Below are 26,336 nucleotides of genomic sequence, written 5' to 3'. Positions count from 1 at the left end.
CTCCCCTCGTTCTTGTTTGATTGATGCGTTGATCAGGACGGCGTAGGCGCAATCCGGATCGTTCCTGCTCTTCGCAGAGTTTCGATTTCGTTCGACGAAACGCCGATCTCACTCAGGATCTCGCGCGTCTGCTCGCCGATCTGCGGCGGATCGTAACGGTTGGGCAAACGTCGGCCGTCCATGGAGATCGGCAACAGCGGCGTTTTCGCCTCGCCGCCATCAGGCAGATGAATCTTGGTCAACCCGCCCGACTGGTTCAGATGCGGGTCATCGAAGAGATCGCCGGGCTTGTTCACCGGCGCGTAAGGCAGATCGAGCTGCTCAAGGCGCGCGGCGAGATCGGCCTTGTCCCATTGCTTGAATATCTTCGCGATTTCGGGGATCAGCCAGCCGCGATGGTCGACGCGATCGTTGCTCGTCGCAAAGCGCGGATCGGCAAGCCAGGATTCGCGATCGAATGCGCGGCAGAACGCCTCCCACTGCTCTTCACCGACGATGGTGACGAACAGCTTCGAGCCGTCCCTGGTGTCGAAGAGATCGTAGACCGGCCACGGGCTGTCCTTGATCGAATAGGGAATCGAGGGCTGGCCGCTGACTGCTTCGCACATCATGGCCTGCGCCATCAGGAACACGTTGTTCTCGTAGAGTGCACTCTGGATGTAGCGGCCGCGGCCGGTGCGCTGCCTCTCGGCGAGCGCAGCCTGGATCGCGATCACGCCGAACATGCCGCCCATGACGTCGTTAACCGAGGCGCCGGCGCGCATCGGCCGGTCGGGCAAGCCGGTCATGTAGGCGAGACCGCCCATCATCTGCACGACCTCGTCGAGCGCGAGACGATTCTCGTAAGGGCCGGGCAAATAGCCTTTGAGCGAGCAGTAGATCAGGCGTGGCGCAAAAGCGGCCACCGACTCGTAGTCGAGGCTGATCCGCTTCAGGAGGCCGGGCCGGAAATTCTCGATCAGGACGTCGCTGTTCTCAATCAGCCTCCGCGCGACGTTCTGGCCCTCCGCGGTCGACGTGTCCAACGCGATACTGCGTTTGTTGCGGCTGTAGGTGGCGAAGAAGCCGGCAGCGGGACCCTTGAAATAACGGGTACGGTCGCCCTTGGGCGGCTCGACCTTGATGACATCGGCGCCGAGATCGGCGAGGATCAAGCCGCAGCTCGGCCCCATCACCATCTGGCTGAACTCGATGACACGAAGGCCGGCCAGCGGACGCAGCTCCGATGCCGCCTCGGGCGTAGCTGCCGTCATGCCGCCCTCCGCAGCACCTTGGGAATGCCGGCCTCGTGAAGATGCCCGGTCAGATGTCTTGCCGGGATATGGCGGGCGAGAATCTCGCGCGTTTGCATCAGGCGATCCAGGTCAATGCCGGTGGATAGTCCCATCCGTTCCAGCATGAACACGAGGTCCTCGGTCACGATGTTGCCGCGGGCGCCAGGAGCGAAGGGGCAGCCGCCAAGTCCTGATACCGCGGCGTCGAAACGGTGGATCCCGGCTTCGAGGCCGGCGACGGCGTTGGCAAGGCCAGCACCGAGCGTGTCGTGCAGATGCAGCCGCAGCGTCATTTGCGATCCGACTTCGCGCCTGACAGCTTCGACGATCTGCCTGATCAGTTTCGGAGTGGCATAGCCGACGGTGTCGGCGAGCCCGATCTCGTCGGCACCGGCTTGGGCAAAGGCGCGCGCAACCCGGCACACGGCCGCTTCGCTCACCTCACCTTCCAGCGAGCAGCCGAAGGAGGTGGAGATCGCCCCCATCAGGTGCGGCCGCTGGTCGGCCGGACAGGCGTCGATCGCGGCGCGGACTGCGCGAAATCCCTCGAGCTGCTCTTCAATCGAGCGGCGCACATTGGCGCGGTTGTGAGTCTCGCTGGCGGAGATGACGAAGTACATGGCGTTGACACCGGCGGTGATGGCGCGCTCTGCGCCCTTCACGTTCGGCACAAGTGCACCGATTGTCGCCGTCTTGTGCGCCAGTGCGTACGCCATCACCGCATCGACATCGGCGAATTGCGGCACGACCTTCGGCGGCACGAAGGATCCTGCGTCGATCTCGCGCACGCCGGCGGCGGCGATCATATCAACCAGCGCGCATTTGGCTTCGGTGGGAACGAACACGTCCAGATTTTGCAGGCCATCGCGGGGGCCGACCTCGCAAATCAGGACATCCGGCGCATGCGTCATCGGGCTCTCCCTGGCTTGATTGTATATTATTGCCTTAAAGAACAATCTGTGGAACAGTCTGTCAAGCTCAAAATCTGCGTGCACTGCAATGACTGCCTCCGACAGTTCCCGACAGCCCGCCTCACGTAGAGGCGGTTCCGAGCGCGCTGAGCACCTCGCCGGCCTGATCATGGCGCTTGCCCGACGCGAAGGCATGAAAGCTGGCGATCGGTTGATCGAACAAAGGCTTGCCGATGCGCTCGATCTTTCACGCGCGCCCATCCGGCTCGGCCTCAAGGCTCTGGAAACGGCAGGGCTCGCGCGCGGCGAGCCGCATCGCGGGTTCGTGCTGGCCAAGAACCCGACCAGCGGCGCCGCCCAGCCAGCCCTCGCAGCAGTCCGGCGCCGCGAACAGGTTTATGCGACCATCGCAGGCGACGTGCTCGCAAGCCGGCTGCCGGCTGATGTCACCGAGGCGGAGCTGATGCGCCGCTATGGCCTCAGCCGGGCCGAGCTGCAGCGGCTGCTTGACCGGATCGCTGCCGAGGGCTGGGTTGCACGCCTGCCGGGTTATGGCTGGCGCTTCGCAGAGACGGTCTCAAGCCCCGAAGCTCATGCCAAGGCCATGGCGTTTCGCGCGGTGATCGAGCCGGCGGCGATCGCGCAGCCCGGCTTTGCGCTGTCGCAGGATGTGATTGCACGCTTGCGCGAGCGTCAACAGCGCGTATTCGAGGGCGAGCTCGAGAAGATGACGATCGGCGAGGTCTTTCATTCTGGTTGCGAATTCCATGAGGAGATCATCCGCGGCGCCGGCAATCCCTTCTTTCTTGAGTCGCTGAGGCGCGTGAATTCGATCAGACGCCTGTTCGCCTATCGCAGCTTCGCCGACCGCGACGGCATGCGGCGGCACGTGCGCGAGCATTTACGCCTGCTCGAGGTTCTGGAAACGCGGCGTTATGCCGAAGCGGCAGAGCTGATGGCGAAGCACCTGCAACGCCCGCTGGTGGCGGGCTTGTCGTAGGCCAACGCGGCCGTGGTCAAGCGGGCGGCGAAATTGACGCGTGAACGCTCAACGACGCAAGCCGCCCAACGCCGGCGACTCGCCGGGCAGCATGGAGGAGTTGATGTCGCTGTCCATCTTCCCCGATTGCTGCTGGCTATAGCCGACCCCGAACGACAGGCTGAGGTTGGAGGTCGGCTTGAATTCGACCCCCGCAAACCCACCATAGCCGGGTGTGGTGCTGGAGGTGAGCGGCGCAAGCGAGCTGCCAAGGCCGTTGCCGTATTTCAGCGTGTCGAAACCGGCAAAGAACGTGACGGGCATGCCGCCAGCGGTCTTGGTGTTGTAGCCGAACTGCGTGCTGTCATAAGAAAGCGCGCTGAAATTGCCGGCCTGCGCGGGCTGGCTGAGGCCACTCAAACCAACATTGCCGCGTTGGCTTCCGACAAAGAGACCGGGGCGAAGGCCGTAGCTTCCGTCTTCATCGCCGGCATTGAAGCTTGGAAAGTTGCTATAGCTATCGGAGGCTTGGCCGCTGGTGCCGCCAAAGCCGAAAGGCCCGCCTGGCATCCAATATCTCAGCGGTGCGGCCTGCCCATGAGCCGGCGCTCCGGCGAGGCAGAGCACCGCGAAGAGAGTTGCGAGACCGCATGGACCTGCAAGATCGGACATTCAGGCTACCATCAAAAACTCCGTCGATTATACCCTCCGGACAGCGCGAATGCCAGTGAGTGGCGCCGCCATCACGCCGGGCGCGCGGGCCGGTGCGCGACATAGCCGACCCGCAAGCCCGGAATAAAACCGCAAGCTTCATAGAAGCGATGCACGCGGGCGTCCTTGCGGCCACTCTGCATCAGGACGTGATGGCAGTCCTTGCGCCAGGCCTCAGTTAGCGCCGCCGCGATCACGGCGCGTCCGTGGCCGCGTCCCTGATAGTCGGGGTGGGTCACGACATTCTCGAGGAAGCCGTGGCACCGGCCGGCGCGCAACAGGTTCGGCGCAGTGATCAGCATACAGCTGGCGACGATGCGGCTCTCCACCGCCGAGACGAACACGGCGAGATCGTCGCGGAACAATGTCTGCCGCCAGATGTCCTCCACTCTCTCCAGCGGCTCGGCGGCCACGCTGACCTCCGAGGCGCGAAACAGCTCGAGCAGCGCGGAGAGATCGGAATCTTCGGCTAGCCTTGCGGTCGGCATTCGTCACTCTCCTGACTTCGAGCCGGTCACGCCCGGCCGACGAAGTCAGCTCGAGCCATCCGTGACCATCCCGAAGGTAAGCTGATTCCCGCCGCGATCGGCCGCGACAAAGTTCTTCGATGTCTTCCGCGCAAGCTGCCACACGGCCATGCCGATCCCGCAGCCGCGCCCGGCGCTGACATCCTTGCACAGGTCGCGCGCCGACGTAAGCTGGCCTCCATACCGCACGATCCGCTGCTCACGCGTCTGACGTCCGCACTTGGCGAACTGCCAGGCGTCGCGGCCATCGTGCTCGGCGGCTCGCGCGCGCGGGGAAGCGGGCACGCAACGTCGGACTACGACATCGGCCTCTATTTCAAGGCGGCGATTCCGCTGGATACCGCACGGTTGCTCGCCGCCGTAAAGGAAATCGCCGATGATCCCGCCGCCGCGACAGTGACGAAGATCGGCGAATGGGGACCGTGGATCGTCGGAGGCGCCTGGCTGTCGGTTGACGGACAGAAGGTCGATCTGCTCTATCGCGACGCCGAGGCGGTCGAAGCCGTAATGGAAACCTGCCGGACCGGCATCGTCAGCATCGATTACCAGCCCGGCCATCCACACGGCTTCTGTTCGGCGATCTGGATGGGAGAGGTCGCTCATTGCCGGCCACTGCACGATCCGCAAGCGCTGATCGCCCGGCTGAAATCGATCGCTCTGCCTTATCCGAGGCCACTGCGCGAGGCGTTGATCCGGCGCTTCCAGTGGGAAATCCTGTTCGGCATCGAGAATGCCGAGCTTGCCATCGCGCGCGGCGAACAGACCCATATCGCTGGATGCGCCTACCGGTCGCTCGCCTGCGTCGCGCAGGTCGTGTTCGCTCTCAACGAACGCTATCTCATCAACGAAAAGGGTGCGCTCTTGGAAGCGGCGCGGCTGCCTCTGACGATTCCGCGTCTGGCCGAGCAGGCAACGGAGATCTGGCGGCTGATCGGCGGTGGTGCTTTCGCGCCCGCCTGCGACGTCTTGCGTCAGATCGACCGGCAATTGAAGGCCCTAACGCAGTCAGGCAAGAAGCAGCCCTGAGCGGCTACGCCGTCCTGTCCACCGAAGACGACGTATCTGCCGGCGGTAGTTTCGTCACCGGTACCTGGAAAGATTTGCTGCCGACCTGGAAGATGACCTTGCCGTTCTTTCCGTCGTCCGTCGAGATCTGCGTTTGTCCGAACATGACCACGTTCTTGTAGACGATGCCGGTGCCCTGCCGTGTGATGCCGTCGATGGTGGTCGTGACCAGCGCCTCGTTGCCAGTGATGGAGACGACCCGGAAGCTCGCGCTCTTGTTGTTGTCGGCCGAATAGCCACCCCAGCTTCCGATGAGGCGGCTTTCGGAGGCCGGCGGGGCCTGTTTTTCGAGCGATGCGCTCGCCTGACCGCCGCCGGCGGAGAACACGAGCGCCGCATTCTTGCCGTTCTTGGTCCCGATCGTGACCGAACCGAAGCTGATGGTTGCACCGTCAACCTTGCCAAAACCACGCTCGGTGTGCCCGTTATGGGTGTACTCCACCTGTGCCCGGGCGCCGCGGATGTTCACGACCTTGAAGCCGACGGCCTGATTGTTTCCCGCCCAATTGCCCTTCCATTCACCGAGCAGGTTACTTTGATGATAGACACGCTCGTTGGCAGGAGAAATCTGGCTGGTGCTCTGCGTGACGATGGCCATTGGATTGCTCGGCGGACCCGTCTGACAAACCCGCCTTCGTCTGCGCGCCGGCCAGCCATGTCAGGTCATTGACGGAAACAACTGGATTAGGGCCACTCACCGATTAACGAACGGTTAAATTCAACCCCCTCGGGGGTAGCGTCTCACCGCCCCCAGCGGTCCGACCAGATCTTCTCGCCGATCAAGCAGCTGACGCGCGGCTCCTTGTCCGCAACCCGCATCACGGGACGCTCCGGCTTGAGGCCTGCGACCTCCATCAGGAGTTTGGTGCGGATCGCTTCCTTGAACTTGTCGCGGTCCTTGATGGTGATGACGAAGGAACCGGGGCCGCCGATGACGCAGTCCTCATAGTAATAGTCGAGATTGTCGATATCCATGGTCGAATAGGACGGCTCCTTGACCATGATCGGCAGGCCGTTGATGACGATGCCCTTCTCGATCGCGGCGTCGCGCGCCACCGTGACCGGGCTGCCATTGTTGTTGGGGCCGTCCCCGGAAACGTCGATTACGCGGCGGATCCCGCGATAGGGATCCTCGTCGAATAGCGGCATCGCGAAGGTGATCGCGCCGGAGATCGAGGTGCGCGAGGCGCGGCGGATCGGCGTCTTCATGATTTCGGCGGCGACGGCGTCCGCGGTCTCCGGTCCGTCGATCAGCCGCCAGGGAATGATGATCTTCTGGTCGGTCGAGGCGGCCCACTCGAAATAGGTCACCGCGATCCGGCCGTTGGGCCCCATCTTCAACGCCTGCAGGAATTCCTTCGACTGGATCGCCTGCGCATAACCTTCGCGCTGGATCGCCAGTTCGTCCATGTCCATGGAGTAGGAGACGTCGACCGCGAGGATCAGCTCGACATCGACGGTCTGCCCGTCCTTGTCGGCCGCTTGCTGCTGCGGTTGGCTTTTAGGCGCTTCGAATTTAGGCCGCTCAGATTTAGGTCCAGGTGCCGCGATGCCCGCGACGTCCCCTCCGGCAAATACGCCGGCCACCAGCACAGCCCCGATCGAGAACAGCAAGCGCATCGCAGTCTCCCGTCGTATGACGCGATGGTGACATGCAATCGCCCTGCCGCAAAGTGCGAAGATCGCTTGTGCTTCACATTCGAGTTAGGAATTTGCGAGTTAGGATTTGCACGCTTGCGCGAAGATGCCGCCGTTTCGCCATCTCGATGCCGCTGGAGCGTACGGAACACACCGAACGTCATTGCCGGGCTTGCCACCTTCGCTAAAGCCTCGCTGGCCCAGCATCGAAAGCCCGGCGAAGCCTTGGCGGCGCCAGGACCCGGAAATCCATCTCCGCAAGAGCGCTTTCGTTCTGGACGGATGCGTGGGTCAAACCCGTGCATGATATGCGCGGCATCCTCCCACCCTATTGTCCGGCGCGATTTCCATGCTAGGCTGACCGCACAGATGGGGATGGAGTCCCCCCGACAACTGCCCGGCGGTCGATGATCGTAGAGGGCTGATGACTTCTGCTTGAGGCGGGGCAATCTTTGAGCCTCTGCCTTTTGCGGGAGCATGGACAAACCCGCCGATGGCGGGTTTTTTGTTGCGGGATGGTTTTTTTGCCTGAGGACGAAGGCCAGGACGTGACGACGACCGCACCGAATGCCGCGCGCGCCGGACTGCCCAGAGGGATCTGGGTGCTCGGCTTCGTCTCGATGCTGATGGACATCTCCTCGGAGATGATCCACGCGCTGCTGCCGGTCTATCTCGTCACCGTGCTCGGCGCCTCCACGCTGACCGTCGGCTTCATCGAGGGCATCGCGGAGGCGACCGCCTCGATCACAAAAATCTTCTCCGGCGCGCTGTCGGACTGGCTCGGCCGGCGCAAGCTGCTCGCCGCGCTCGGCTACGGGCTAGCCGCCTTCACCAAGCCGCTGTTCCCGCTCGCCCCCAGCGTCGGATGGGTGGTGGCAGCGCGCTTCATTGACCGCGTCGGCAAGGGCATCCGCGGTGCGCCGCGCGATGCGCTGGTCGCCGACATCGCGCCTATAGGCCTGCGCGGCGCGAGCTTCGGCCTGCGCCAATCGCTCGACACGATTGGAGCCTTTCTGGGCCCGCTCGCGGCAATCAGCCTGATGTGGTTCACCGCGGATAATTTTACCGCCGTGTTCTGGGTGGCCGTACTGCCGGCACTTCTGTCCTTCGGACTGATCGCGTTTGCGGTCAACGAACCTGAGCCCGACGCAAGCCGGGAGCCTGCGAAAAATCCGCTCAACCTCGCCGCGATGCGGCAACTCGGAATGGTGTACTGGCGCGTCGTCGCGGTCGGAATCGTCTTCACGCTCGCTCGCTTCAGCGAGGCCTTTTTGATCCTGCGGGCGCAGAACATCGGCCTCAACGCGATGTGGGTGCCCGCCGTGCTGGTGCTGATGAACATCGTGTACGCGCTCTCGGCCTATCCGGCCGGCGTGCTGTCGGATCGGATCAGCCGGACCGGCCTGCTCGCGCTCGGCCTCGTCTTTCTTGCGGGAGCCGATCTCGCGCTCGCTCTGCTGCCGAGCCTTGCGGGTCTGGCGCTCGGCGTCGTGCTGTGGGGGCTGCACATGGGATTAACGCAAGGGCTGTTCTCGGCCCTCGTCGCCGACACCGCGCCGCCCAATTTACGCGGCACTGCGTTCGGCTATTTCAATCTGCTCACCGGCATTGCATTGCTGGCGGCGAGCGTCATCGCCGGCGCGCTGTGGGACGCCTTCGGTCCGGTCGGCACCTTCTTGGCCGGGCTAGGCTTCGCATTGGTCGCGCTTGCTGGGCTGCTCGTGATCGGCAATGGACTGAGCGTGGAGCGCAAGGGATGAGGGGAGACCATTCGTCGTGCTGAGCGGAGTGACCGCGATCGTGATCGGCAGCATGCTGGGCGGCTGCACGCGCTATTTCGTTTCCGGCGCGATCGCGCGGCGGCTGGGCGAGACTTTTCCCTGGGGCACCATGACCATCAACGTCACCGGCGCCTTCCTGATCGGCATCTTCGGCGCGCTGGCGACGCACCCGGCCTCGATTTTCGCCGCACCGGGCCCATGGCTGTTCGCGGTGACAGGCTTTCTCGGCTGCTACACCACCGTGTCCTCGTTCAGCCTGCAAACGCTGACCTTGGCGCGCAACGGCGAGAAGCGCGCTGCGCTCGGCAATATCGTGGCTTCGGTCGGTCTGTGTCTTTTCGCCGTCAGCTGCGGTTTCCTCCTCGCAGACACGCTTGCAGACACACTTGGAGGCTAGTCACACGTGAATGTCCCCTCCTCCACCGAACGCTGGCGCAGCGCGATGCTTTATGCCTGGGTGGCCGCCGGCAGCATCGCCGGTGGCCTGACGCGCTATCTGGTCTCCCTTGCGCTCGACACCGGGCCCGGATTCCCTTTTGCGACACTGTTCATCAACGCGACCGGCTCGCTGATCATCGGCTTCTACGCCGCACTGACCGGTCCCGACGGCCGGGTGCTGGCGCGGCCCGAACACCGGCAGTTCGTCATGACCGGGTTCTGCGGCGGTTACACCACTTTCTCGGCCTTCAGCCTGGAGACCTTCCGCCTGCTCCATGGCGGCATGAAGTACACTGCGTTCGCCTATGTCGCGGCGTCCGTCGTCTGCTGGCTGGTGTCGGTGTGGCTCGGCTATATGATGGGGAGCCGCTACAACCGCTTGAAGAGGAGCTGATCATGCAAATTCCCAATCAGGCCGTTTTGCTCCGGATCTTCATCGGCGAGAGTGACCATTGCGACGGCAAGCCGCTTTATGAGGCGATCGTGATGAAGGCGCGCGAGCAGCACCTGGCCGGCGCCACGGTGCTGCGCGGCCCCATGGGCTTCGGCAAATCGAGCCGGCTGCACACCTCGAAAATCCTGCGGCTTTCGGAGGATCTGCCGCTGCTGATCGAAATCGTCGACAGCGAGGATAACATCAACGCATTCCTGCCCATCCTGGATGGCATGATGTCGAGCGGGCTGATCACCTTGGAGAAGGTGCAGGTCCTGCAATATGGTGAGAAGGCCGCAGGCTGACGCCGCGGCTGGAACCGAGAGACGCCCGCCGTTTCAGGAGGCGGAATGAACGACATTGTTACCAAGCCGAAAACCCGGACGAAGACCAAAGTCGAGCGGCCGAAGCTGCACAAGGTCATCCTCATCAACGACGACTTCACGCCCCGCGAATTCGTCACCATGATCCTGAAGGCTGAATTCCGCATGACGGAGGATCAGGCCTACAAGGTGATGATCACCGCGCACAAGCTGGGCGCCTGCGTGGTCGCCGTGTTCACGAGGGACGTCGCCGAGACCAAGGCGACGCGCGCAACGGATGCCGGCCGGACCAAGGGCTATCCGCTGCTGTTCACGACGGAGCCGGAGGAATAGGGCGCGAGCTCTGCGCGGCGACTACTTTGTTCGTCCTGCTTCAAGCCATCACCACGGGCGCCTCCTCGGCCAGTCCATACACGCGCTGCGCCTTGGAAAATCCCGCGATCGGAAATTCACCAAGCTCACGCCAGCTTTCGCGACAGACACTCGCAAAGCCTTCCGAGGCCACGACGGTCCGTCCTGACCGGCCCGCGATCTTCTCCAGCCGTGCTGCCAGGTTGACGGCAGGGCCGATGCAGGTGAAGTCGAGCCGGTTGCCGCCGCCGATATTGCCGTAGAGGATGTTGCCGACATGCAGCGCGACGCCGAAGCGGAAGCGCTCGATGACGTCGCCGACCGGAAACGCGAGCGCCTCGATGCTGGCACGGGATTCGCGTGCGGCCTCCAGCACGCGCGAACAGACATGAGCCGCGTCGCCGACATATTCGTCGATCGGGAACACCGCGAGCAGGCCGTCGCCCATGAATTTCAGCACCTCGCCGCCGTGGCCCCTGATCGCGGTCACCTGGCAGTCGAAATATTGGTTGAGGATCTCGACCACCGTCTCGGCCGGCAGCCGGTCCGACAGCGCGGTGAAGCCGCGCAAATCCGACAGCCAGATTGCGGCCTGCATGGTCTCGTTGTGGCCACGGCGGATCTGACCGCCGAGGATGCGCGCGCCGGCGCTGTTGCCGACATAGGTGTCGAGCAGCATCTCGGCGGTGCGGCGTAGACTGATGATCTCGCTGACGCGCGCGAGCGGCGCTATCAGAGCCCGGATTGCGGCGATGTCGCTGTCGCTGAAGCCGCGAGGATGTCGTGTGGTCCAGCTCGTTGCGTGGATCGAGCCGTCGAGAAACGGCAGCGGCACCGCGACGTAGTCGGTTACGCCTTCGGCACGCATGTCGTCGAGGAACGGAAAGCGCTTGCTGCCGGGGTCGTCCATGCGGCCCCGCACCTCCAGTCCCTGTTCGAATACGACCCGCAGAGGACTTCTGGCGAATTCCGGCGTCTCCAGGATCTCGAAATCGACCGTGCCGATTTCGACCTCCTCGCCCTCCCGCCAGATGAAGTTGCGGCCGAAAATCTCGGGATGCAGCGTGCGGATGAAGATGCCGAACCGCCATAGCGGCAGGCCGGCTGCGACCATACGTTCGCAGGCTTCCGCAGTCATCTCGGCCGGGGCCTTCGACGACCAGGCGCCGTCGATCAGCCAGTTGATGATGCGCTGGAGCTCGAAAGTTTCCATGACCGCATTTGCGGACGAAGTTGTGGAATCGTCAAGCTGCGCGGTGGGCTAGTACCGCGACATCAACGTCCCACCTGCCCGCGATCGCGCAGGAAGTGGTCGGCCAGCACGCAGGCCATCATGGCTTCGCCGACCGGGACGGCACGGATGCCGACGCAGGGGTCGTGGCGGCCCTTGGTCATGATCTCGGTGTCGGCGCCCTGGCGATCGACCGTCAGGCGCGGCTGGAGGATCGACGAAGTCGGCTTCACGGCGAAGCGCACCACCACCGGCTGTCCCGTGGAGATGCCGCCCAGAACGCCGCCGGCATGGTTGGACAAGAAGCGCGTGCCGTCGTTGCCGTTGCGCATCTCGTCCGCGTTCTCCTCGCCGGTGAGTTCGGCGGCGCCAAAGCCGGCGCCGATCTCGACACCCTTCACCGCGTTGATGCTCATCATCGCGGAAGCGAGCTCGGCATCGAGCTTGGCGTAGATCGGCGCGCCCAATCCTGCCGGCACACCCTCGGCGACGATCTCGAGCACTGCGCCGATCGAGGAGCCGTTCTTGCGGATGCCGTCGAGATAGCTCTCGAAGAACGCCGCCTTGTCCTTGTCGGGACAGAAGAACGGATTGTTAGCGATCTCGTCCCAGTCCCAATTGTCGCGATCGATCTTGTGCGGGCCCATCTGCACCAGCGCGCCGCGCACTTTGACGTCTGGCAGCACCTTTCGCGCGATCGCGCCGGCGGCAACCCGTGTCGCGGTCTCGCGCGCGGATGAGCGCCCGCCGCCGCGATAATCGCGCAGGCCGTATTTGGCCTCGTAGGTGAAGTCGGCGTGGCCCGGGCGAAACTTGTCCTTGATCTCGGAATAGTCCTTGGAGCGCTGGTCGGTGTTCTCGATCAACAGCCCGATCGGCGTGCCTGTCGTCACCTGAACGCCGGTTTCGGGATGCGCCATCACGCCGGACAGGATCTTGACCTGGTCCGGCTCCTGGCGCTGGGTCGTAAAGCGCGACTGGCCGGGCCGGCGGCGGTCGAGGTCCTGCTGGATATCGGCCTCGGTGAGCGGGATCAGCGGCGGGCAGCCGTCGACCACGCAGCCGATCGCCACCCCATGGCTCTCGCCAAAGGTGGTCACGCGGAACATGTGGCCGAAGGTGTTGAAGGACATGCGCTGCTCGCTTGGTTCCGGCGTGTGGTAACGCGCGAGGGGCCGGGGGTCAAACCGCAGCACGGCCCCCGGATGATGGTCGCAGGACTTAACTATACTTCTCCAGCCGCCCGTCGCGGAAGACGTAGACGGCGCCCTGCTCGATATAGAGCTCAGCTGCGCTGGCCGGGGTTTCAATGCCGAGCGCAACCATCAGGGCCCGGCAGGTGCCGCCATGGGCGACCGCGACCGTGTCAACCAGCAGCGACTCGTACCAGTCGAGCATGCGCAGCTGCACGGCCGCATAGGTCTCGCCCCCCGCTGGCGCCACCGTCCATTTGTCGGCGAGGCGGTTTGCATAGACGTCGGGATCGGCTGCCTCGCTCTCGGCCAGCGTCAGCCCCTCCCAGACGCCGTAGCCGATCTCGCGCAGGCGATCGTCGAGCGAATAGTCGGCAGGCGGTAGTTCGAGGCTGCCGCGCACAAGTTCCATGGTCATGCGTGCACGGCCGAGCGGGCTCGACACGTAAGGCAGCGCCGCCTTGTCCTTCCCGTCGCGTTTGAAGAGGTCCGCCAGCACGCCCGCGGCATGCACCGCCTGCCCGCGGCCGCGCACGTTCAGCGGAACGTCCTTGGTGCCCTGGAGCCGCCCGAGCGCATTCCACTCGGTCTCGCCATGGCGAAGAAAGTAGATCGTGGGCACGGGCATTCAGGTAAGGTTTAGTCCTTGCCACCCAGCGAAATGTCCGGCGCGTCCGGCCGCTTCATGCCGAGCACGTGATAGCCGGAATCGACATGATGCACCTCGCCGGTGACGCCGCGCGACAGGTCGGACAGGAAGTACAGCGCGCTGCCGCCGACGTCTTCGGTGGACACGTTTCGGCGCATCGGCGCGTTGTACTCGTTCCACTTCAAGATATAGCGGAAATCGCCGATGCCGGAGGCGGCGAGCGTCTTGATCGGCCCCGCCGAAATCGCGTTGACGCGGATGTTCTTCTCGCCGAGATCGGCAGCGAGATAGCGTACGCTGGCCTCCAGCGCAGCTTTTGCCACGCCCATCACGTTGTAATGCGGCATCCACTTCTCGGCGCCGTAATAACTGAGCGTGATGATCGAGCCGCCGTCGGTCATCAGCTTCTCCGCGCGCTGCGTGACCGCGGTCAGCGAATAGCAGGAGATCAGCATCGACTTGGTGAAATTCTCCTGCGTGGTGTCGACGTAACGGCCGTCGAGCTGCTCGCCATAGGCGATCGCATGCACCAGGAAGTCGATCTTGCCCCACTTCTCCTGCAGCACCGCGAACGCCGCGTCGATCGTCGCGGCATCGGTGACGTCGCAATGGCCGAGCACGAGGCCGCCGATCTCGGCGGCGAGCGGCTCGACGCGCTTCTTCAGCGCATCGCCCTGGTAGGTGAAGGCGAGCTCGGCGCCGGCCGCGTGGCATGCCTTGGCGATGCCCCAGGCGATCGAGCGGTTGTTGGCAACGCCGAGGATCACCCCGCGCTTGCCCTGCATCAGTCCCTGCATCAGACCTGAATTCTGCGCCATTTTCTTGATGTCCCATCGAGCGGGGTTGATGTCTGGAGGTACACCAGCCCTCCTTCGCGGTACAGTCCTAATCCGCGGCGTTAACGCTGTTTGAAACGCCGGAATAGCCGTTCCGTTCGGGTGTTATCATCGTTGAGGCGCTCGCGCCGAACGTTAAGGACGTCAAGACGGCCATGAGTGCGTTTCGCCAGAGTGTCGAAGCCATGATCCCGGCGTTGCGCCGCTACGCCCGCGCGCTGACGCGCGATGCGGATGCGGCCGACGATCTGGTGCAGGACACGTTGGTGCGAGCGCTGCGCTCGGAACGATTGTTTCTCGGAGGCGACGTCAGGAGCTGGCTCTACACGATCCTGACCAACCTCAACAAGAACCGGCGCCGATCGCTGGCAAGACGGCCGCAATTCATGCAGCTGACGGAGAACAACCCCGATGCCAGCGGGACCGAAGCCGAGGGACGCGACATCGAAAGGGCGCTGGCGACGCTCGTCGAGGAGCAGCGCTCGGTGCTGCTGCTGGTGATGCTGGAGGGCATGAGCTACCGCGAGGTCGCCGATATCCAGGGCGTGCCGATCGGCACTGTAATGTCGCGCCTGGCGCGAGCCCGCGCCCACGTCAAAGCATCGCTGGTGGGCGAGCGCCCGGCGCTCAGGCGGGTGAAATGATGGCAGGGTTGATGCATTGCGCATGTCGCGTCCTCTGCTTGCAGAGGGACAAAGCGAAGGTCAGCCGCGAACGATATTTTGGGCCGCAGAGCCAGAGACGACCGATATGAAGGACCGCAATATTCCAATCACCGAGGACGAGCTGCACGCCTATGTCGACGGCGAACTGCCGGCCGAGCGCCGCGCCGAGGTCGAGGCCTGGCTCGCCGCCCACCCCGAGGATGCCGAGCGGGTGCAATCCTGGCGCGCCATGGCCGAGATGCTGCACGCCCGCTACGACGACGTCGCCCAGGAGCCGGTGCCGGCGCGACTGGAACTGGAGCGGCTGGAACGCCGCCCGAGGCAGTGGCTCTATGGCGCCGTCGCCGCTGCACTGGTTGCCTTCGTTGCCGGCGGTGCGGCCGGTTGGGTGGCGCATGGCGCCGCCAACACGCCGTCGACCTTCCAGAGCTTCACGGCGGACGCACTCGACGCCCACCGGCTCTATGTCGTCGAGGTCCGTCATCCCGTCGAGGTCGGTGGCAACGAACGCGACCACCTCCAGGCCTGGCTGACCAGGCGCTGCGGCTGGACCGTGTTCGCGCCGAACCTGGAGGCGAGCGGGCTGAAACTCGTCGGCGGTCGGTTGCTGCCGGGGCCGAACGGGCCCGCGTCGTTCCTGATGTATGAGGGCCCCTCGGGCGAGCGCTACACGATCTACACCGCCAAGACCGAGAGCGGCGCGACGCAGATGCGCTACGCCAAAACGGACAAGGATGGAGCGCTGTTCTGGGCCGACCGCGGCGTCGGCTACGTCGTCAGCGGCAGCGGTGACCGCGACCGGCTGACCAAGGTGGCGCAGGCCGTTTACGACCAGGCAGAGAAAAGCGGCACCTAAACAACCGCGCGAACGCGGTGCCTCGATTCCGACATTGAAAATTTGGAATCAGGACATCGGCGCGTCTCATTATCGCACCGGATGCTCACGCGAAACTGAGCAGCGTTCGATCCGCCGATCGACGCAGGCGGCCTCGATTGGGGTTTTTGGTACCGCGCTGGTCCCCCTCTCGAGGCCGCACCTTTTCATCGGCCGTCCCGCCGGACATCCGACACGTCGAGCACCTGGGATCGCGCAACGTTGCCGCGCTTCAGGCGACGGTATGATGAGCATCATCTGCTAGGAAAATGCTCTTGACCTTTAGGAGAACCCATTCAAATTCCGGTATCGCCCTAACCAAGCCCGCTACGCGGATTGTAGGGATGTTGGTCCCGCCACTTTTCCATCAATGCCTCAAGCTCGGCGTCGTTCCCGTCCGGTAGAATAATCCTGACGATGACGAAGAGGTCGCCGGTTCCGCCCGCCTTGGGCAGACCCTTGCCCTTGAGACGGAAGGTCCGGCCGCTGGAGGTGTTCTTGGGGACCGAGAGCTCCACGGCATTGCCAAGGGTGGGCACGCGGACCTTGCCGCCGAGCACCGCCTCGTAGAGCGTGACCGGCAGATCGATCCGCAGATCGGCACCCTCGACCTTGAAGAAGGCGTGCGGTGCGACGGTGATGGTGATCAGGAGATCGCCGGGCGGATGGCCGGGCACGGTCTCGCCCTGCCCCTTCAGCCGGATCTGCTGGCCGCTGACGACGCCGACCGGAATCTTGACGTTGAGTTCCTTGCCGGACGGCAACCGGACACGCTTCTCCCCGCCTTGCACCGACTCTTCCAGCGAGACGGTCATGGCGACGTTCAGGTCGAGATCCAGCCCGATCCCGCCCGTGTCGAATTCGAACTGCCCGGCGCCGCCGGCACCGGGCCGCGCCCCGCGCATCCCGCCGCCGAACATGCTGTTGAGGATGTCCTCAAACGCGCCCCCGCCCGGGCCTGCGCCCGCACCGCCGCTGCGGAATGTATAGCTTTCGAACCCGCCGGGACCCGCACGCCCGCGCGGACCGCCGCCGCCAGGAAACCCCTGGAAGCGCGGCTTGCCGTCGGCGTCGATCTCGCCGCGGTCGAACTGCTTGCGCTTGTCCTCGTCGCCGAGGATCTCGTTGGCGGTATTGAGCTCAGCGAAGCGCTCGGCCGCCTTCGGGTCGTTCTTGTTGCTGTCGGGATGGTGCTTCTTGGCAAGCTTGCGATAGGCGCTCTTGATCGCGGCAGCGTTGGCGCTCCGCGGCACCCCCAAGACCTCATAGGGGTCGCGCATCCGTCACGTCTCCTCTCGGAAATCGATATGATCAAAGGGCTCCCCGCCCCACCTGGGCTTCATGTGGGGACCAGTGGCATTTTTGCAACTAGCCCGCGGAGCCGATTCCTAACTCCGCCACGGCTTTAGCGTATGAATCTCCCAACGGCCACGGCTGCTTTGGCAGCCGGCGCCCTGAAGCCAGCTTTCGGTGCTGCCGTTGACATAGCTCGCCAGGAAATCGCGGCACTTGCGGCCGTCCTCGGCGGCGTAGGACTGCGCGATCGGGGTCACTGAGCCCCGCGCGCCGGTCTGCGGATTCTCCCAGTGCTGGCTGGAATCTTTGTCGCCCTGGCTCAGGACGTCGGAGGCGGCATTGCGGGCGAAGGCGAGATCGGTCTCGGTCGGTGCGGCCTCCTTCGCCGGCCGCGCGATCGAGCCGGTGAGATCGCTGTCCTCGGCCTTAGCATAGGCGCTGCTCTCGCTGCGAGAAAAGCTGCAACCGCCGGCGCCGAGCCCGATCAGAATCATCGTCATGACAAGGCCGGACGGCCGCATCGCCGATAGGCCAACGCGTCCCCATGCCCTATATAGAGCGGTAGCGGACAACAACGCGTTTTGGGCCTCAGGACGCAACTCGGACTCCAGACATGACCGACACGACCTCGATGAAACACCAGACACCCTTAACATCCGGTGATTTCACCACCGCCGACGAGCCTTTTGCGCTGTTCGAGGCCTGGCTGAACGAAGCGATCAAGAGCGAGCCGAACGATCCGAACGCCATGGCGCTCGCAACCGTCGACGCGGACGGGCTGCCGGACGTGCGCATGGTGCTGATGAAAGGCTTCGATTCCGCGGGTTTCGTCTTCTACAGCCACATCGCGAGCCAGAAAGGCCGCGAGCTCGCCGCAAATCCTAAGGCCGCGTTACTTTTTCACTGGAAATCGCTGCGCCGTCAGGTCCGCATCCGCGGCAACGTGACGCCGGTGTCCGAGGCCGAGGCCGATGCCTATTTCGCCACCCGCCCCAAGCAGGCGCAGATCGGCGCGTGGGCGAGCAAGCAGTCGCAGCCGCTGGAAAGCCGCTTTGCCTTCGAGCAGGCTATCGCCAAGGTCGCCGCCAGACACGTCATCGGCGAGGTGCCCCGACCGCCGGGCTGGAGCGGCTGGCGCATCACGCCGCTGCGCATCGAGTTCTGGCACGACCGCCCATTCCGCCTGCACGACCGCATCGAATTTCGCCGTGACGCCGCCGGCCAGCCGTGGTCCAAGACGCGGATGTACCCCTGACCGGAAAGACTTCAATGCCGCAGCCCTCCAACGCGCCGCGCCGCACGCTGCTCCTGACAGGAGCCAGCCGCGGCATCGGCCACGCCACCGTGATCCGCTTCTCCTCGGCGGGCTGGCGCGTCATCACCTGCTCGCGGCACCCATTCCCGGAGGATTGTCCGTGGGACGCAGGCCCCGAGGATCACATCCAGGTCGACCTCGGCAATCCCGCGGACACGACACGGGCGATTACGGACATTCGCAACCGCCTCGAGGGCGGCATGCTGCATGCGCTGGTCAACAACGCCGCGATCTCGCCGAAGGGACCGGGCGGCTCCAGGCTCGGCTCCGTCGACACCGATCTCGACACATGGACGCACGTGTTTAACGTCAACTTCTTCGCGCCGATCATGATCGCGCGCGGACTGATCGAGGAGCTGAAGACGGCCAAAGGCTCGGTGGTGAACGTCACCTCGATCGCGGGCTCGCGGGTGCATCCCTTCGCGGGTGCGGCCTATGCGACTTCCAAGGCCGCACTCGCATCGCTAACGCGCGAGATGGCGTCGGACTTCGGCCGCATCGGCGTGCGCGTCAATGCCATTGCGCCGGGCGAGATCGACACCTCCATCCTGTCGCCGGGCACGGAGAAGATCGTGGAGCAGCAGATCCCGATGCACCGGCTCGGCACGCCGGACGAAGTCGCCAAGATCATCTACGTGCTGTGCACGGAGACATCGTCCTACGTCAACGGCGCGGAGATCCACATCAACGGCGGCCAGCACGTTTAGGTCAGGCGCGCGAAGCATGGGCCGTTTTGCGAGCACTGCGTCACTCTACGAGCACTTGCGGCCGCCTTACCCGCCTGAGTTTTTTCGCAGCGTCGCGAAAAAGCTCGGCCTTTCCAAGCGATGCGGCCTGATCGACCTCGGCACCGGACCCGGGCTGCTGGCGCTCGGCTTCGCGCCCTACGTTGGCCGCATCGTCGGCGTTGACCCTGAACCTGCTATGCTCGATGCGGCGCGCCGCGCGGCGGCAAGCACAGGCTATGTGCTCAAGCTGATCGAAGGCAAGGCGGAAACATTGTCCCCCAACACCGGCAGCTTCGATGTCGTGACGATCGGCCGTGCCTTGCATTGGATGGATCGCGACCAAACGCTTGCCCTGTTCGATCGGCTGGTCGCGCGCGACGGCGCTATCGCGATCTGCGCCTCGTTCTCAGCTGCCGACGGCCGTAACCCGTGGCTTGATGGTTATAATGAAGCCCGCCGCCGCTGGTCACCAGCGCAGCTCTGGGAGGAGGCCGGCCGCGGCACGCGGACCCATCGCGACCTTCCCGCGTTCTTTCGCGGCAGCTCCTTCCAGCGCGCTGAGCTCGTCACAGTCGAGACAAGCCACGCGGTCAGTGTGCAGGACCTGGCACGGCGCACCCTCACCTACTCATTGTCCTCGCCCGACGCAGTGGGCGAGCATGTCGAGGCGATGCTGCGCGATGTCGAGGAGTGCCTAGCTTCCTTCAACCGGAACGGCGTCATCGCCGAGACCATCGTCTCGACGGCGCAGATCGTGACACGCTAGGTGATTTTCTGGGAAAGCGGGAAGCAAGGCAATCCAGACAAAGCCGCCGCAAGACCTGGATCGCCCGCCCTTCCGTCCGTTGCTCAATCGAGTCGAATCCGACGCGACCGTTCGCGCAGCCGGGGAGCTGCGGCGTTGAGTGCAGTCGAGCAGTCGTCGTCGTTCTCACCGTCGAGCAGCGGAGCACCACAGTGCCGGCACATGCGTGCCGACATCGACGACGCCTTGCCGCTCGCCAGAACCTGACGGTAGTTCGCCAGATCGATGACGTTGCGGGGCGACGTTATGTGTTTTTCAACCATGGCTGTTCCTCGCGGCTACGCACTGCTTATCGCAGACAAGTTTCGCGTAAACGTTCAGCCCACCGCTCAAATTTTACCGGAGGAATTGGGGCGGAGAGCACGTATCACCGCGCAGCCTCAATCCCGCTCTATTCTGCGACACCAACCGCCATGTCTGTGCGAACGGCGAAAGGTCTCGGTAGCTATTACAACCACTTCTTCCACTTGAAGATCCAGTACGGGACGATCGCCGCGATCAGCATCAGCACCAGGGCCATCGGATAGCCGTGCGCCCATTCGAGTTCCGGCATCATCTTGAAGTTCATGCCGTAGATCGAAGCGATAAGCGTCGGCGGCATCAGGACAACGGCCATGACCGAAAACAGCTTGATGATGTTGTTCTGCTCGAGATTGACGACGCCGAGCATGGCGTCGAGCACGAAGGTGATCTTGCTCGAGAGATAGGAGGCGTGGTCGGTCAGCGAGACCACGTCGCGCTGCATGGTCTTGAGCTGCTCGCGCATGTCCTTCGACCATTTCACGCCTTCCACCACCGCCGAGAGGAAGGCGACGACCCGGCCGATCGAGACCAGGCTTTCGCGGACCTTGGAGGTCAGATCGCCCTTGCGGCCGATCGAGATCAGGATCTGGGAATATTGCTTGGCGTGACCGTGACGTTCGCTCTCCGGCTCGAAAATGTCGTGCGAGACCTGGTCGATCTCGGCGCCACACCGCTCCAGAATGTCGGCACAGCGGTCGATCACCGCGTCAACCAGTTCCATCAGCACCATCTCGCCGGTGATGCCCGGCGTACAGGAGCGGGCCAGCTTGGCCTCGACCAGCGCAAAGGGCTTGGGCTGATCGTAGCGCACCGTCACGAGGCGGTGGTCGCCGAGGATGAAGGTCACCGCCGTGGTCCGGGGCATGTCGGTGTCGGAGTGGCACATCAGCGTCGCGGTCATGTAGCGCGCGCCGTTCTCGATATAGAGGCGGCTGGAGATCTCGATCTCCTGCATGTCCTCCCGGGTCGGGATCGCGATGCCCGAGAGCCGCTCCACCGCCTTGTCCTCGGCCGCGGTCGGGTTGAACAAATCGATCCACACCGCATGCTCCGGCACCGCCGCGAGATCGCCGACGATGGCCTTCTTGAGGGAGGACTCGGAGGGAACGAACACAGAAAACATGCACAACTCCAGAAGGGCCTGCGACAGAGCGACAGGCCTTAGCGCGATTCTGACAAGTTCACGATGACAAGCACATTAACGGGGCGTTTGCATTTATGGCCGCCCCGTGGCTCTACCGTGGCGGGGACGGGACATTCGGTGCACTTTGGCCCGAAAATCGACGTCGACGCTGCAAACTTGCGGCAAAAAAGCCACAGCTGGGGTCTCGCAGCGCGGGATAAAGCCTTAAGAGCTGGAATTGTGGCAGATTTCAACGATAATGGGACTAACGGAGTCGAGGAACTCGGGCGTTAAGCTCGGGATTTCCGCACGGTATTGTTTTGATTGGAACCAAATCATGTCGTCGCTGAGAGTTAAGTTAGTCATTTTGGCTGCCGGCCTGATGCTGTCGGGTTGCATGCAGGCCACGCATTTTGAAGCGACCGACACCAAAGCCTTCAAGCCGAAGGACAAGGAACTGCTTGCCAAGGTCCGGTACGAGAACACCCCTGTCGCGGAACCGTTCCGCCGCGCCATCGTCGAATACCACCGCAAGGAAGCGCCGGGCTCGATCGTGGTCGATTCCGACAACCATTACCTCTATTACGTGATGGATGGCGGCAAGGCGATCCGCTACGGCATCACCGTCGGCGAAGAGGCCATGGCGTGGTCCGGCATCGCCAAGGTCGGCAGCATGACCGAGTGGCCGGCCTGGCACCCGACGCCGGGCGAGATTTCGCGCCTGGGCGTGCCGACCTTCGTCGCGCCCGGCCCGGACAATCCGATGGGCTCGCGCGCGATGTATCTCTATTCGGGCGGCAAGGACACGCTGTTCCGCATCCACGGCACCAACCAGCCGGAATATATCGGCGCCTCGATCTCGTCGGGCTGCATTCGCCTGACCAACGAAGACGCAATCGACCTCTACAACCGTGTCAAGGTCGGCACCATCGTCGTGGTGCTCGAGCCGAAGCACGGCGACTCTCCCTACAATTCGCGCCTCGCGCTTCAGGGCGGCGGTTCCAATTCTTCCTACTGAGCGGGCCCTGCCTGAGGCTTTTCAAAAGCGCCGGTTTCACCGGCGCTTTTTTGTTGCGGGCTTGGACGGCTGGGCTTTGCCGTCGGCCGCCGACTTATCCGCAGGCGCCCGGAGTTTCTCCGTCGCCTCGTCATCAGCTTCCTCCTTTCCATCGGGCTTGGCCGCAACCTCGCGCGGCGGCGCCTCCTCGGGGCGTTCCGCCGGCAGCAGTGGGGCGACCTGGGGCAAGGGATCCCAGACGTTCCACTGGCAGATCCGGTAGTCGTTGCGCCGCTGCGCCAGGTCGAGATGGATGTGGTCCTCGTGGTACCAGTCCGAGCCCGGACCCAGCACGGTGGTAAAGCGGGAGCAGACCGAATGCAGGACGCGCTCGCGCACATCGCGCGACATGGCGCGGTCGGTCAGGCCGATCGACCGGCCATTGGCAAGCTTGATGGAACGGACGTCGAGTGCATTGGCCTTGCCATGCTCGGACAGCATCGCGCCCGCGATGCGGTTACGACCACGGCACTCGAAGGAATCGAAATTATCGAGATCGGCGATGGTCGAACCGAGGCTTGTGGCCAGCGGCACCATGTCCGTGCGGACCCAATCGGCGATCGCGGAGGCCATGGTGCAGCGGAGGACCGCAGCCGGCTTGACCGGCACCTTGCGCCTGTCCGGCAGCACGATGGCTTCGAGCCGCACCAGATCCTCGCCGCCGCAGCCGCCGGGTCCGCGGATTTCTGGGATCGAGGGCGCGATCGCAACCTCCTCGGTCAGTGCGAGCCGGCAGGCTGAAGCCTGCTTCTCGGGGGGCGGCGCGGCCTCGGCGGGCTTATCAGGGGAGGGCTTGCCGCCCGCGGCGGGAGCCTCCGGCGCCGGCTCATCCGACGCGTTGGGAGCCTCCTCGGGCCGCGGCTTCGGCAGCGGGATCTTGGCGGAATGAACCTTGCCGCGTGGCCGTGGCGCACCAAGGCCAAAGATATCGAGCGGCGCAGCATATTTTCGCGCCGCCGCAGGCTCCGGGAGCACAAGCAACAGCCCGACCCCGACGGTAACCATTGCCGCGCCGGCGGACGTATAGCCGCGACAAGACCATTTGCGGCGAAAGTCCAGCAGGCTAAAACTCATGGCAATTCTTTGGCCCAGTGCTGAGAGCGATAACAAGTCCAGCCTTACTCGGAGGAACGTCTGAATGCTTGGTCTGATGCAAGATTGGCCCCTGCTCTGCCACCGGATCATCGAACACGCCGCCAGGATTCATGGCAAGCAGGAGGTCGTCACCCGCTCGGTCGAGGGACCGATCCACCGCACCACCTATGCCGAAATCCACCAGCGCGCGCTCAAGGTCTCGCAGATGCTGGAGCACGACGGCATTAAGCTCGGCGACCGTGTTGCGACGATCGCCTGGAACACCTGGCGCCATCTCGAGGTCTGGTACGGCATCATGGGCATCGGTGCCATCTGCCATACCGTCAATCCCCGCCTTTTCCCCGAGCAGATCGCCTGGATCATCAACCATGCGCAGGACCGCATCGTGATGACCGACATCACCTTCGTTCCCGTGCTGGAGAAGATCGCCGACAAGCTTCCAAGCGTGGAGCGCTACGTCGTGCTCACCGACAAGGCGCATATGCCGCAGACCACGCTCAAGAACGTAGTCGCCTATGAGGACTGGATCGCAGAGGCCGACGGCCAATTCAAATGGAAGGACTTTGACGAGAACACGGCGGCCGCGATGTGCTACACCTCCGGCACGACGGGCGATCCGAAGGGCGTGCTGTATTCGCATCGCTCCAACGTGCTGCACGCGCTGATGGCCAACAATGTCGACGCGCTCGGCACCAGCGCCTCCGAGACGATGCTGCCGGTGGTGCCGCTGTTCCACGCCAATAGCTGGGGCATCGCGTTCTCCGCGCCCTCGCAGGGCACCAAGCTGGTGATGCCCGGTGCCAAGCTCGACGGAGCCTCGGTCTACGAGCTGCTCTCGACCGAGAAGGTGACGCACACCGCGGGCGTGCCGACGGTGTGGCTGATGCTGCTCCAGCACATGTCCGCCAATAATCTGAAGCTGCCACATCTGAAGATGGTGATCTGCGGCGGCTCGGCGATGCCACGCTCGATGATCAAGGCTTTCCTCGACATGGGCTCGAACGTCCGCCACGCCTGGGGCATGACTGAGATGAGCCCGATCGGCAGCGTCGCGGCGCTGAAGCCGCCGTTCACCGACGCCACCGGCGAGGCGCGGCTCGACGTGCTCCAGATGCAGGGCTATGCGCCGTTCGCCGTCGAGATGAAAATCACCGACGATGCCGGCAAGGAACTGCCCTGGGACGGCAAGACCTTCGGCCGCCTCAAGGTCTCCGGTCCCGCGGTCGCCAGGGCCTATTACCACGTCGACACCGACATCCTCGACGAAGACGGCTTCTTCGACACCGGCGACGTCGCGACCATCGACGAGGCCGGCTACATGCGGATCACTGACCGCTCCAAGGACGTGATCAAGTCCGGCGGCGAGTGGATCTCCTCGATCGACCTGGAGAACCTGGCGGTCGGCCACCCGGCTGTGGCGGAAGCCGCAGTGATCGGCGTCTACCACCCAAAATGGGACGAGCGCCCGCTCCTGATCGTGCAACTCAAGCAGGGCCAGCAGGCCACGCGCGAGGACATCCTGAACTTCATGGACGGCAAGATCGCCAAATGGTGGATGCCTGACGACGTCGCTTTCGTCGACGGTATCCCGCATACGGCGACCGGAAAGATCCTGAAGACCGCGCTGCGCGACCAGTTCAAGGATTATCGCTTCCCGAACGCTGCGGCGTAAATCATCACAGCCGTCATGCCCGGGCTTGACCTGGGCATCCACGTCTTGGCCGCAAGAAGGGCGTGGGTGGCCGGGTCAAAGCCCGGCCATGACCATGTGGGAGCCCTGCGGAACTCTTGAATTTGCCGCCGGGGCGTGGTCTCAACGGCGCTATCGTCGCGCCAAATTGGCCGGCACCGCCCCAAAACCCCGACAGAGCTTACCCATGGCCCGCAGGTTTTCCGCTCCCTATCAGTCGGAGCCCGTGTCCAGTCTCGCGAGCTGGGCGCGCAATCTGGCCGTGTTCGCGGTGGTGGCGGTGCTGGTGTCGATCGTCATCGTCCGCTTCGGCTTCCTGGAGATGAAGCCGGCGCTCGCGACTTTCCTGGGCGGACTTGCGATCGCCGCGCTCTCAATCCTGTTCGGGCTCGCCGGCTTTGCCGCGATCTGGCAGAACGGCTCGCGCGGGATGGCGCGCATCCTGCTTGCCTTCCTGATTGACGGAGCGATCCTCGCTTATCCCGCCTATCTCGGCCTGCAATACCGCAAGCTGCCGGCGATCCACGACATCACCACCGATCCGATCGATCCGCCGCGCTTCGATGCGCTGGCGCGCCTGCGCACCGGCGACGGCGCCAATCCGGCCGTCTATGCCGGCCTCTATTCGGCCGAACAGCAGCGTCATTTCTACCCTGATATCGAGCCGATCGAGCTCGAGATTTCGGTCGACCGCGCCTATGCGATCGCGCTCCAGCTCGTCAACAAGCGCAAATGGCTCGTGATCGACGAACGCGCGCCGCAGCCGCCGCGCCGCATCGGCCGCATCGAGGCGGTGGCGCGCTCGCCGATCATGGGTTTCCGCGAGGACATCTCGATCCGGGTCGTGCCCGACGGTGACGATTCCCGCGTCGATATCCGCTCCGCCTCGCGCTATTTCGAGAGCGACCTCGGCAGCAACGCCGCCCGCGTCACAAAATTCATCGACGATCTCAACGCCGCCGCCGATGCCGATGCGCTGAAGCCGGTGAAGAAGACGCCAGTCGCGCCGCCCAAGGCGCCCGCGAAGACGGTGAAGAAATAGCCT

30 protein-coding genes and 1 riboswitch are annotated in these 26,336 nt (G+C 64.1%); of the genes, 15 read left to right on the top strand and 15 right to left on the bottom strand.

All coding sequences use genetic code 11. The features are described from left to right. Window positions 1–32 precede the first annotated feature (32 nt). Entirely contained in the window at window positions 33–1,253 is a 1,221-nt protein-coding gene (locus FXV83_RS22995) for a CaiB/BaiF CoA transferase family protein (RefSeq protein ID WP_148741653.1), read from the bottom strand. Then, window positions 1,250–2,185, bottom strand: coding sequence for a hydroxymethylglutaryl-CoA lyase (locus FXV83_RS22990; RefSeq protein ID WP_187436091.1), 936 nt, complete (start codon window positions 2,183–2,185; stop codon window positions 1,250–1,252). The genes FXV83_RS22995 and FXV83_RS22990 overlap by 4 nt, the downstream gene beginning before the upstream one ends. A 193-nt stretch (window positions 2,186–2,378) precedes the next feature. On the opposite strand from FXV83_RS22990, the gene FXV83_RS22985 reads away from it, so the two are divergent. Continuing rightward, window positions 2,379–3,185, top strand: coding sequence for a GntR family transcriptional regulator (locus tag FXV83_RS22985; RefSeq protein WP_235940089.1), 807 nt, complete (start codon window positions 2,379–2,381; stop codon window positions 3,183–3,185). A 48-nt stretch (window positions 3,186–3,233) separates the two neighbouring features. Here FXV83_RS22985 and FXV83_RS22980 read toward each other — a convergent pair whose 3' ends face one another. Both FXV83_RS22980 and FXV83_RS22975 read right to left on the bottom strand, forming a co-directional pair. Next, complete coding sequence (locus tag FXV83_RS22980; protein ID WP_148741650.1) at window positions 3,234–3,836, bottom strand: hypothetical protein; 603 nt, start codon at window positions 3,834–3,836, stop codon at window positions 3,234–3,236. Window positions 3,837–3,907: 71 nt separating this feature from the next. After that, the gene (locus FXV83_RS22975; RefSeq protein ID WP_148741649.1) at window positions 3,908–4,363 is read right to left on the bottom strand and encodes a GNAT family N-acetyltransferase; all 456 of its coding nucleotides are present in this window, start codon (window positions 4,361–4,363) and stop codon (window positions 3,908–3,910) included. A gap of 180 nt (window positions 4,364–4,543) precedes the next feature. Between FXV83_RS22975 and FXV83_RS22970 the strand changes: the two genes are divergently transcribed. Further along, window positions 4,544–5,428 (top strand): nucleotidyltransferase domain-containing protein, encoded by an 885-nt coding sequence (locus FXV83_RS22970; RefSeq protein ID WP_347341080.1) that lies wholly within the window; start codon window positions 4,544–4,546, stop codon window positions 5,426–5,428. Window positions 5,429–5,432: 4 nt separating this feature from the next. Here the strand turns inward: FXV83_RS22970 and FXV83_RS22965 are convergent, their stop codons facing one another. Next, window positions 5,433–6,065: a hypothetical protein gene (locus FXV83_RS22965; RefSeq protein WP_148741647.1), complete on the bottom strand. Its 633-nt coding sequence runs from the start codon at window positions 6,063–6,065 to the stop codon at window positions 5,433–5,435. 143 nt (window positions 6,066–6,208) lie between these two features. After that, complete coding sequence (locus tag FXV83_RS22960) at window positions 6,209–7,087, bottom strand: DUF1194 domain-containing protein (RefSeq protein ID WP_148741646.1); 879 nt, start codon at window positions 7,085–7,087, stop codon at window positions 6,209–6,211. A 380-nt stretch (window positions 7,088–7,467) separates the two neighbouring features. Continuing rightward, window positions 7,468–7,546: riboswitch (Fluoride riboswitch) on the top strand. A gap of 107 nt (window positions 7,547–7,653) precedes the next feature. Here FXV83_RS22960 and FXV83_RS22955 point away from each other — a divergent pair. From FXV83_RS22955 to clpS, 5 genes are read left to right on the top strand one after another with little or no spacing between them, the layout of a single operon-like run. Continuing rightward, window positions 7,654–8,865 carry an MFS transporter gene (locus FXV83_RS22955; RefSeq protein WP_148741752.1) on the top strand — a complete coding sequence of 404 codons (1,212 nt, stop codon included), beginning with the start codon at window positions 7,654–7,656 and terminating at the stop codon, window positions 8,863–8,865. A 16-nt stretch (window positions 8,866–8,881) separates the two neighbouring features. After that, window positions 8,882–9,283 carry a fluoride efflux transporter CrcB gene (crcB, locus tag FXV83_RS22950; protein WP_148741645.1) on the top strand — a complete coding sequence of 134 codons (402 nt, stop codon included), beginning with the start codon at window positions 8,882–8,884 and terminating at the stop codon, window positions 9,281–9,283. 45 nt (window positions 9,284–9,328) lie between these two features. Beyond that, window positions 9,329–9,718 (top strand): fluoride efflux transporter CrcB, encoded by a 390-nt coding sequence (crcB, locus tag FXV83_RS22945; RefSeq protein WP_430648945.1) that lies wholly within the window; start codon window positions 9,329–9,331, stop codon window positions 9,716–9,718. Window positions 9,719–9,720: 2 nt separating this feature from the next. Further along, window positions 9,721–10,062, top strand: a complete 342-nt coding sequence (locus FXV83_RS22940) for a DUF190 domain-containing protein (RefSeq protein ID WP_148741643.1) — start codon at window positions 9,721–9,723, stop codon at window positions 10,060–10,062. A 45-nt stretch (window positions 10,063–10,107) separates the two neighbouring features. After that, entirely contained in the window at window positions 10,108–10,413 is a 306-nt protein-coding gene (gene clpS / locus FXV83_RS22935; protein WP_148741642.1) for an ATP-dependent Clp protease adapter ClpS, read from the top strand. 40 nt (window positions 10,414–10,453) lie between these two features. Here the strand turns inward: clpS and FXV83_RS22930 are convergent, their stop codons facing one another. The 4 genes from FXV83_RS22930 to fabI all read right to left on the bottom strand — a co-directional run bounded on the left by FXV83_RS22930 (window position 10,454) and on the right by fabI (window position 14,322). Continuing rightward, on the bottom strand, window positions 10,454–11,644 hold the full coding sequence (locus FXV83_RS22930) for an adenylate/guanylate cyclase domain-containing protein (RefSeq protein WP_148741641.1): 1,191 nt from the start codon (window positions 11,642–11,644) through the stop codon (window positions 10,454–10,456). Window positions 11,645–11,706: 62 nt separating this feature from the next. Then, window positions 11,707–12,795, bottom strand: a complete 1,089-nt coding sequence (gene aroC / locus FXV83_RS22925) for a chorismate synthase (RefSeq protein ID WP_148741640.1) — start codon at window positions 12,793–12,795, stop codon at window positions 11,707–11,709. Window positions 12,796–12,883: 88 nt separating this feature from the next. Then, window positions 12,884–13,483, bottom strand: a complete 600-nt coding sequence (locus FXV83_RS22920; protein ID WP_148741639.1) for a histidine phosphatase family protein — start codon at window positions 13,481–13,483, stop codon at window positions 12,884–12,886. Window positions 13,484–13,494: 11 nt separating this feature from the next. Beyond that, window positions 13,495–14,322 carry an enoyl-ACP reductase FabI gene (gene fabI, locus FXV83_RS22915; protein ID WP_148741638.1) on the bottom strand — a complete coding sequence of 276 codons (828 nt, stop codon included), beginning with the start codon at window positions 14,320–14,322 and terminating at the stop codon, window positions 13,495–13,497. 173 nt (window positions 14,323–14,495) lie between these two features. Between fabI and FXV83_RS22910 the strand changes: the two genes are divergently transcribed. Together FXV83_RS22910 and FXV83_RS22905 are read left to right on the top strand one after the other, a co-directional pair. Next, window positions 14,496–14,984: a sigma-70 family RNA polymerase sigma factor gene (locus tag FXV83_RS22910; RefSeq protein WP_148741637.1), complete on the top strand. Its 489-nt coding sequence runs from the start codon at window positions 14,496–14,498 to the stop codon at window positions 14,982–14,984. A gap of 106 nt (window positions 14,985–15,090) precedes the next feature. Further along, entirely contained in the window at window positions 15,091–15,861 is a 771-nt protein-coding gene (locus FXV83_RS22905) for an anti-sigma factor family protein (protein WP_148741636.1), read from the top strand. A 332-nt stretch (window positions 15,862–16,193) separates the two neighbouring features. Here FXV83_RS22905 and FXV83_RS22900 read toward each other — a convergent pair whose 3' ends face one another. Continuing rightward, window positions 16,194–17,159 (bottom strand): DnaJ C-terminal domain-containing protein, encoded by a 966-nt coding sequence (locus FXV83_RS22900; protein ID WP_148741635.1) that lies wholly within the window; start codon window positions 17,157–17,159, stop codon window positions 16,194–16,196. 108 nt (window positions 17,160–17,267) lie between these two features. Next, the gene (locus FXV83_RS22895; RefSeq protein ID WP_187436090.1) at window positions 17,268–17,675 is read right to left on the bottom strand and encodes an RT0821/Lpp0805 family surface protein; all 408 of its coding nucleotides are present in this window, start codon (window positions 17,673–17,675) and stop codon (window positions 17,268–17,270) included. A 113-nt stretch (window positions 17,676–17,788) separates the two neighbouring features. Here FXV83_RS22895 and pdxH point away from each other — a divergent pair, with 113 nt between their 5' ends. From pdxH to FXV83_RS22880, 3 genes are read left to right on the top strand one after another with little or no spacing between them, the layout of a single operon-like run. Further along, complete coding sequence (pdxH, locus tag FXV83_RS22890; protein WP_148741633.1) at window positions 17,789–18,430, top strand: pyridoxamine 5'-phosphate oxidase; 642 nt, start codon at window positions 17,789–17,791, stop codon at window positions 18,428–18,430. Window positions 18,431–18,444: 14 nt separating this feature from the next. Next, window positions 18,445–19,197: an SDR family NAD(P)-dependent oxidoreductase gene (locus FXV83_RS22885; RefSeq protein ID WP_148741632.1), complete on the top strand. Its 753-nt coding sequence runs from the start codon at window positions 18,445–18,447 to the stop codon at window positions 19,195–19,197. A gap of 16 nt (window positions 19,198–19,213) precedes the next feature. Beyond that, window positions 19,214–19,984: a class I SAM-dependent methyltransferase gene (locus tag FXV83_RS22880; RefSeq protein ID WP_148741631.1), complete on the top strand. Its 771-nt coding sequence runs from the start codon at window positions 19,214–19,216 to the stop codon at window positions 19,982–19,984. Between the two features lie 83 nt (window positions 19,985–20,067). On the opposite strand, the gene FXV83_RS22875 is transcribed toward FXV83_RS22880, so the two are convergent. Both FXV83_RS22875 and FXV83_RS22870 read right to left on the bottom strand, forming a co-directional pair. Further along, window positions 20,068–20,286 (bottom strand): hypothetical protein, encoded by a 219-nt coding sequence (locus tag FXV83_RS22875; protein ID WP_148741630.1) that lies wholly within the window; start codon window positions 20,284–20,286, stop codon window positions 20,068–20,070. 185 nt (window positions 20,287–20,471) lie between these two features. Further along, window positions 20,472–21,449 carry a magnesium transporter CorA family protein gene (locus tag FXV83_RS22870; protein ID WP_148741629.1) on the bottom strand — a complete coding sequence of 326 codons (978 nt, stop codon included), beginning with the start codon at window positions 21,447–21,449 and terminating at the stop codon, window positions 20,472–20,474. 337 nt (window positions 21,450–21,786) lie between these two features. Here FXV83_RS22870 and FXV83_RS22865 point away from each other — a divergent pair, with 337 nt between their 5' ends. Further along, window positions 21,787–22,467 (top strand): L,D-transpeptidase, encoded by a 681-nt coding sequence (locus FXV83_RS22865; RefSeq protein ID WP_148741628.1) that lies wholly within the window; start codon window positions 21,787–21,789, stop codon window positions 22,465–22,467. Window positions 22,468–22,503: 36 nt separating this feature from the next. On the opposite strand, the gene FXV83_RS22860 is transcribed toward FXV83_RS22865, so the two are convergent. Further along, window positions 22,504–23,580 carry an extensin family protein gene (locus FXV83_RS22860; protein ID WP_148741627.1) on the bottom strand — a complete coding sequence of 359 codons (1,077 nt, stop codon included), beginning with the start codon at window positions 23,578–23,580 and terminating at the stop codon, window positions 22,504–22,506. A 64-nt stretch (window positions 23,581–23,644) separates the two neighbouring features. Here FXV83_RS22860 and FXV83_RS22855 point away from each other — a divergent pair, with 64 nt between their 5' ends. Both FXV83_RS22855 and FXV83_RS22850 read left to right on the top strand, forming a co-directional pair. Then, complete coding sequence (locus FXV83_RS22855; protein ID WP_148741626.1) at window positions 23,645–25,273, top strand: fatty-acid--CoA ligase; 1,629 nt, start codon at window positions 23,645–23,647, stop codon at window positions 25,271–25,273. 205 nt (window positions 25,274–25,478) lie between these two features. Continuing rightward, window positions 25,479–26,333 (top strand): DUF1499 domain-containing protein, encoded by an 855-nt coding sequence (locus FXV83_RS22850; RefSeq protein WP_148741625.1) that lies wholly within the window; start codon window positions 25,479–25,481, stop codon window positions 26,331–26,333. Window positions 26,334–26,336 lie beyond the last annotated feature (3 nt).

Source organism: Bradyrhizobium hipponense, assembly GCF_008123965.1.
Classification (GTDB): Bacteria; Pseudomonadota; Alphaproteobacteria; order Rhizobiales; family Xanthobacteraceae; genus Bradyrhizobium; species Bradyrhizobium hipponense.
Note: the sequence above shows the minus strand (reverse complement) of the source record. Positions and strands in the feature narration are given on the sequence as shown.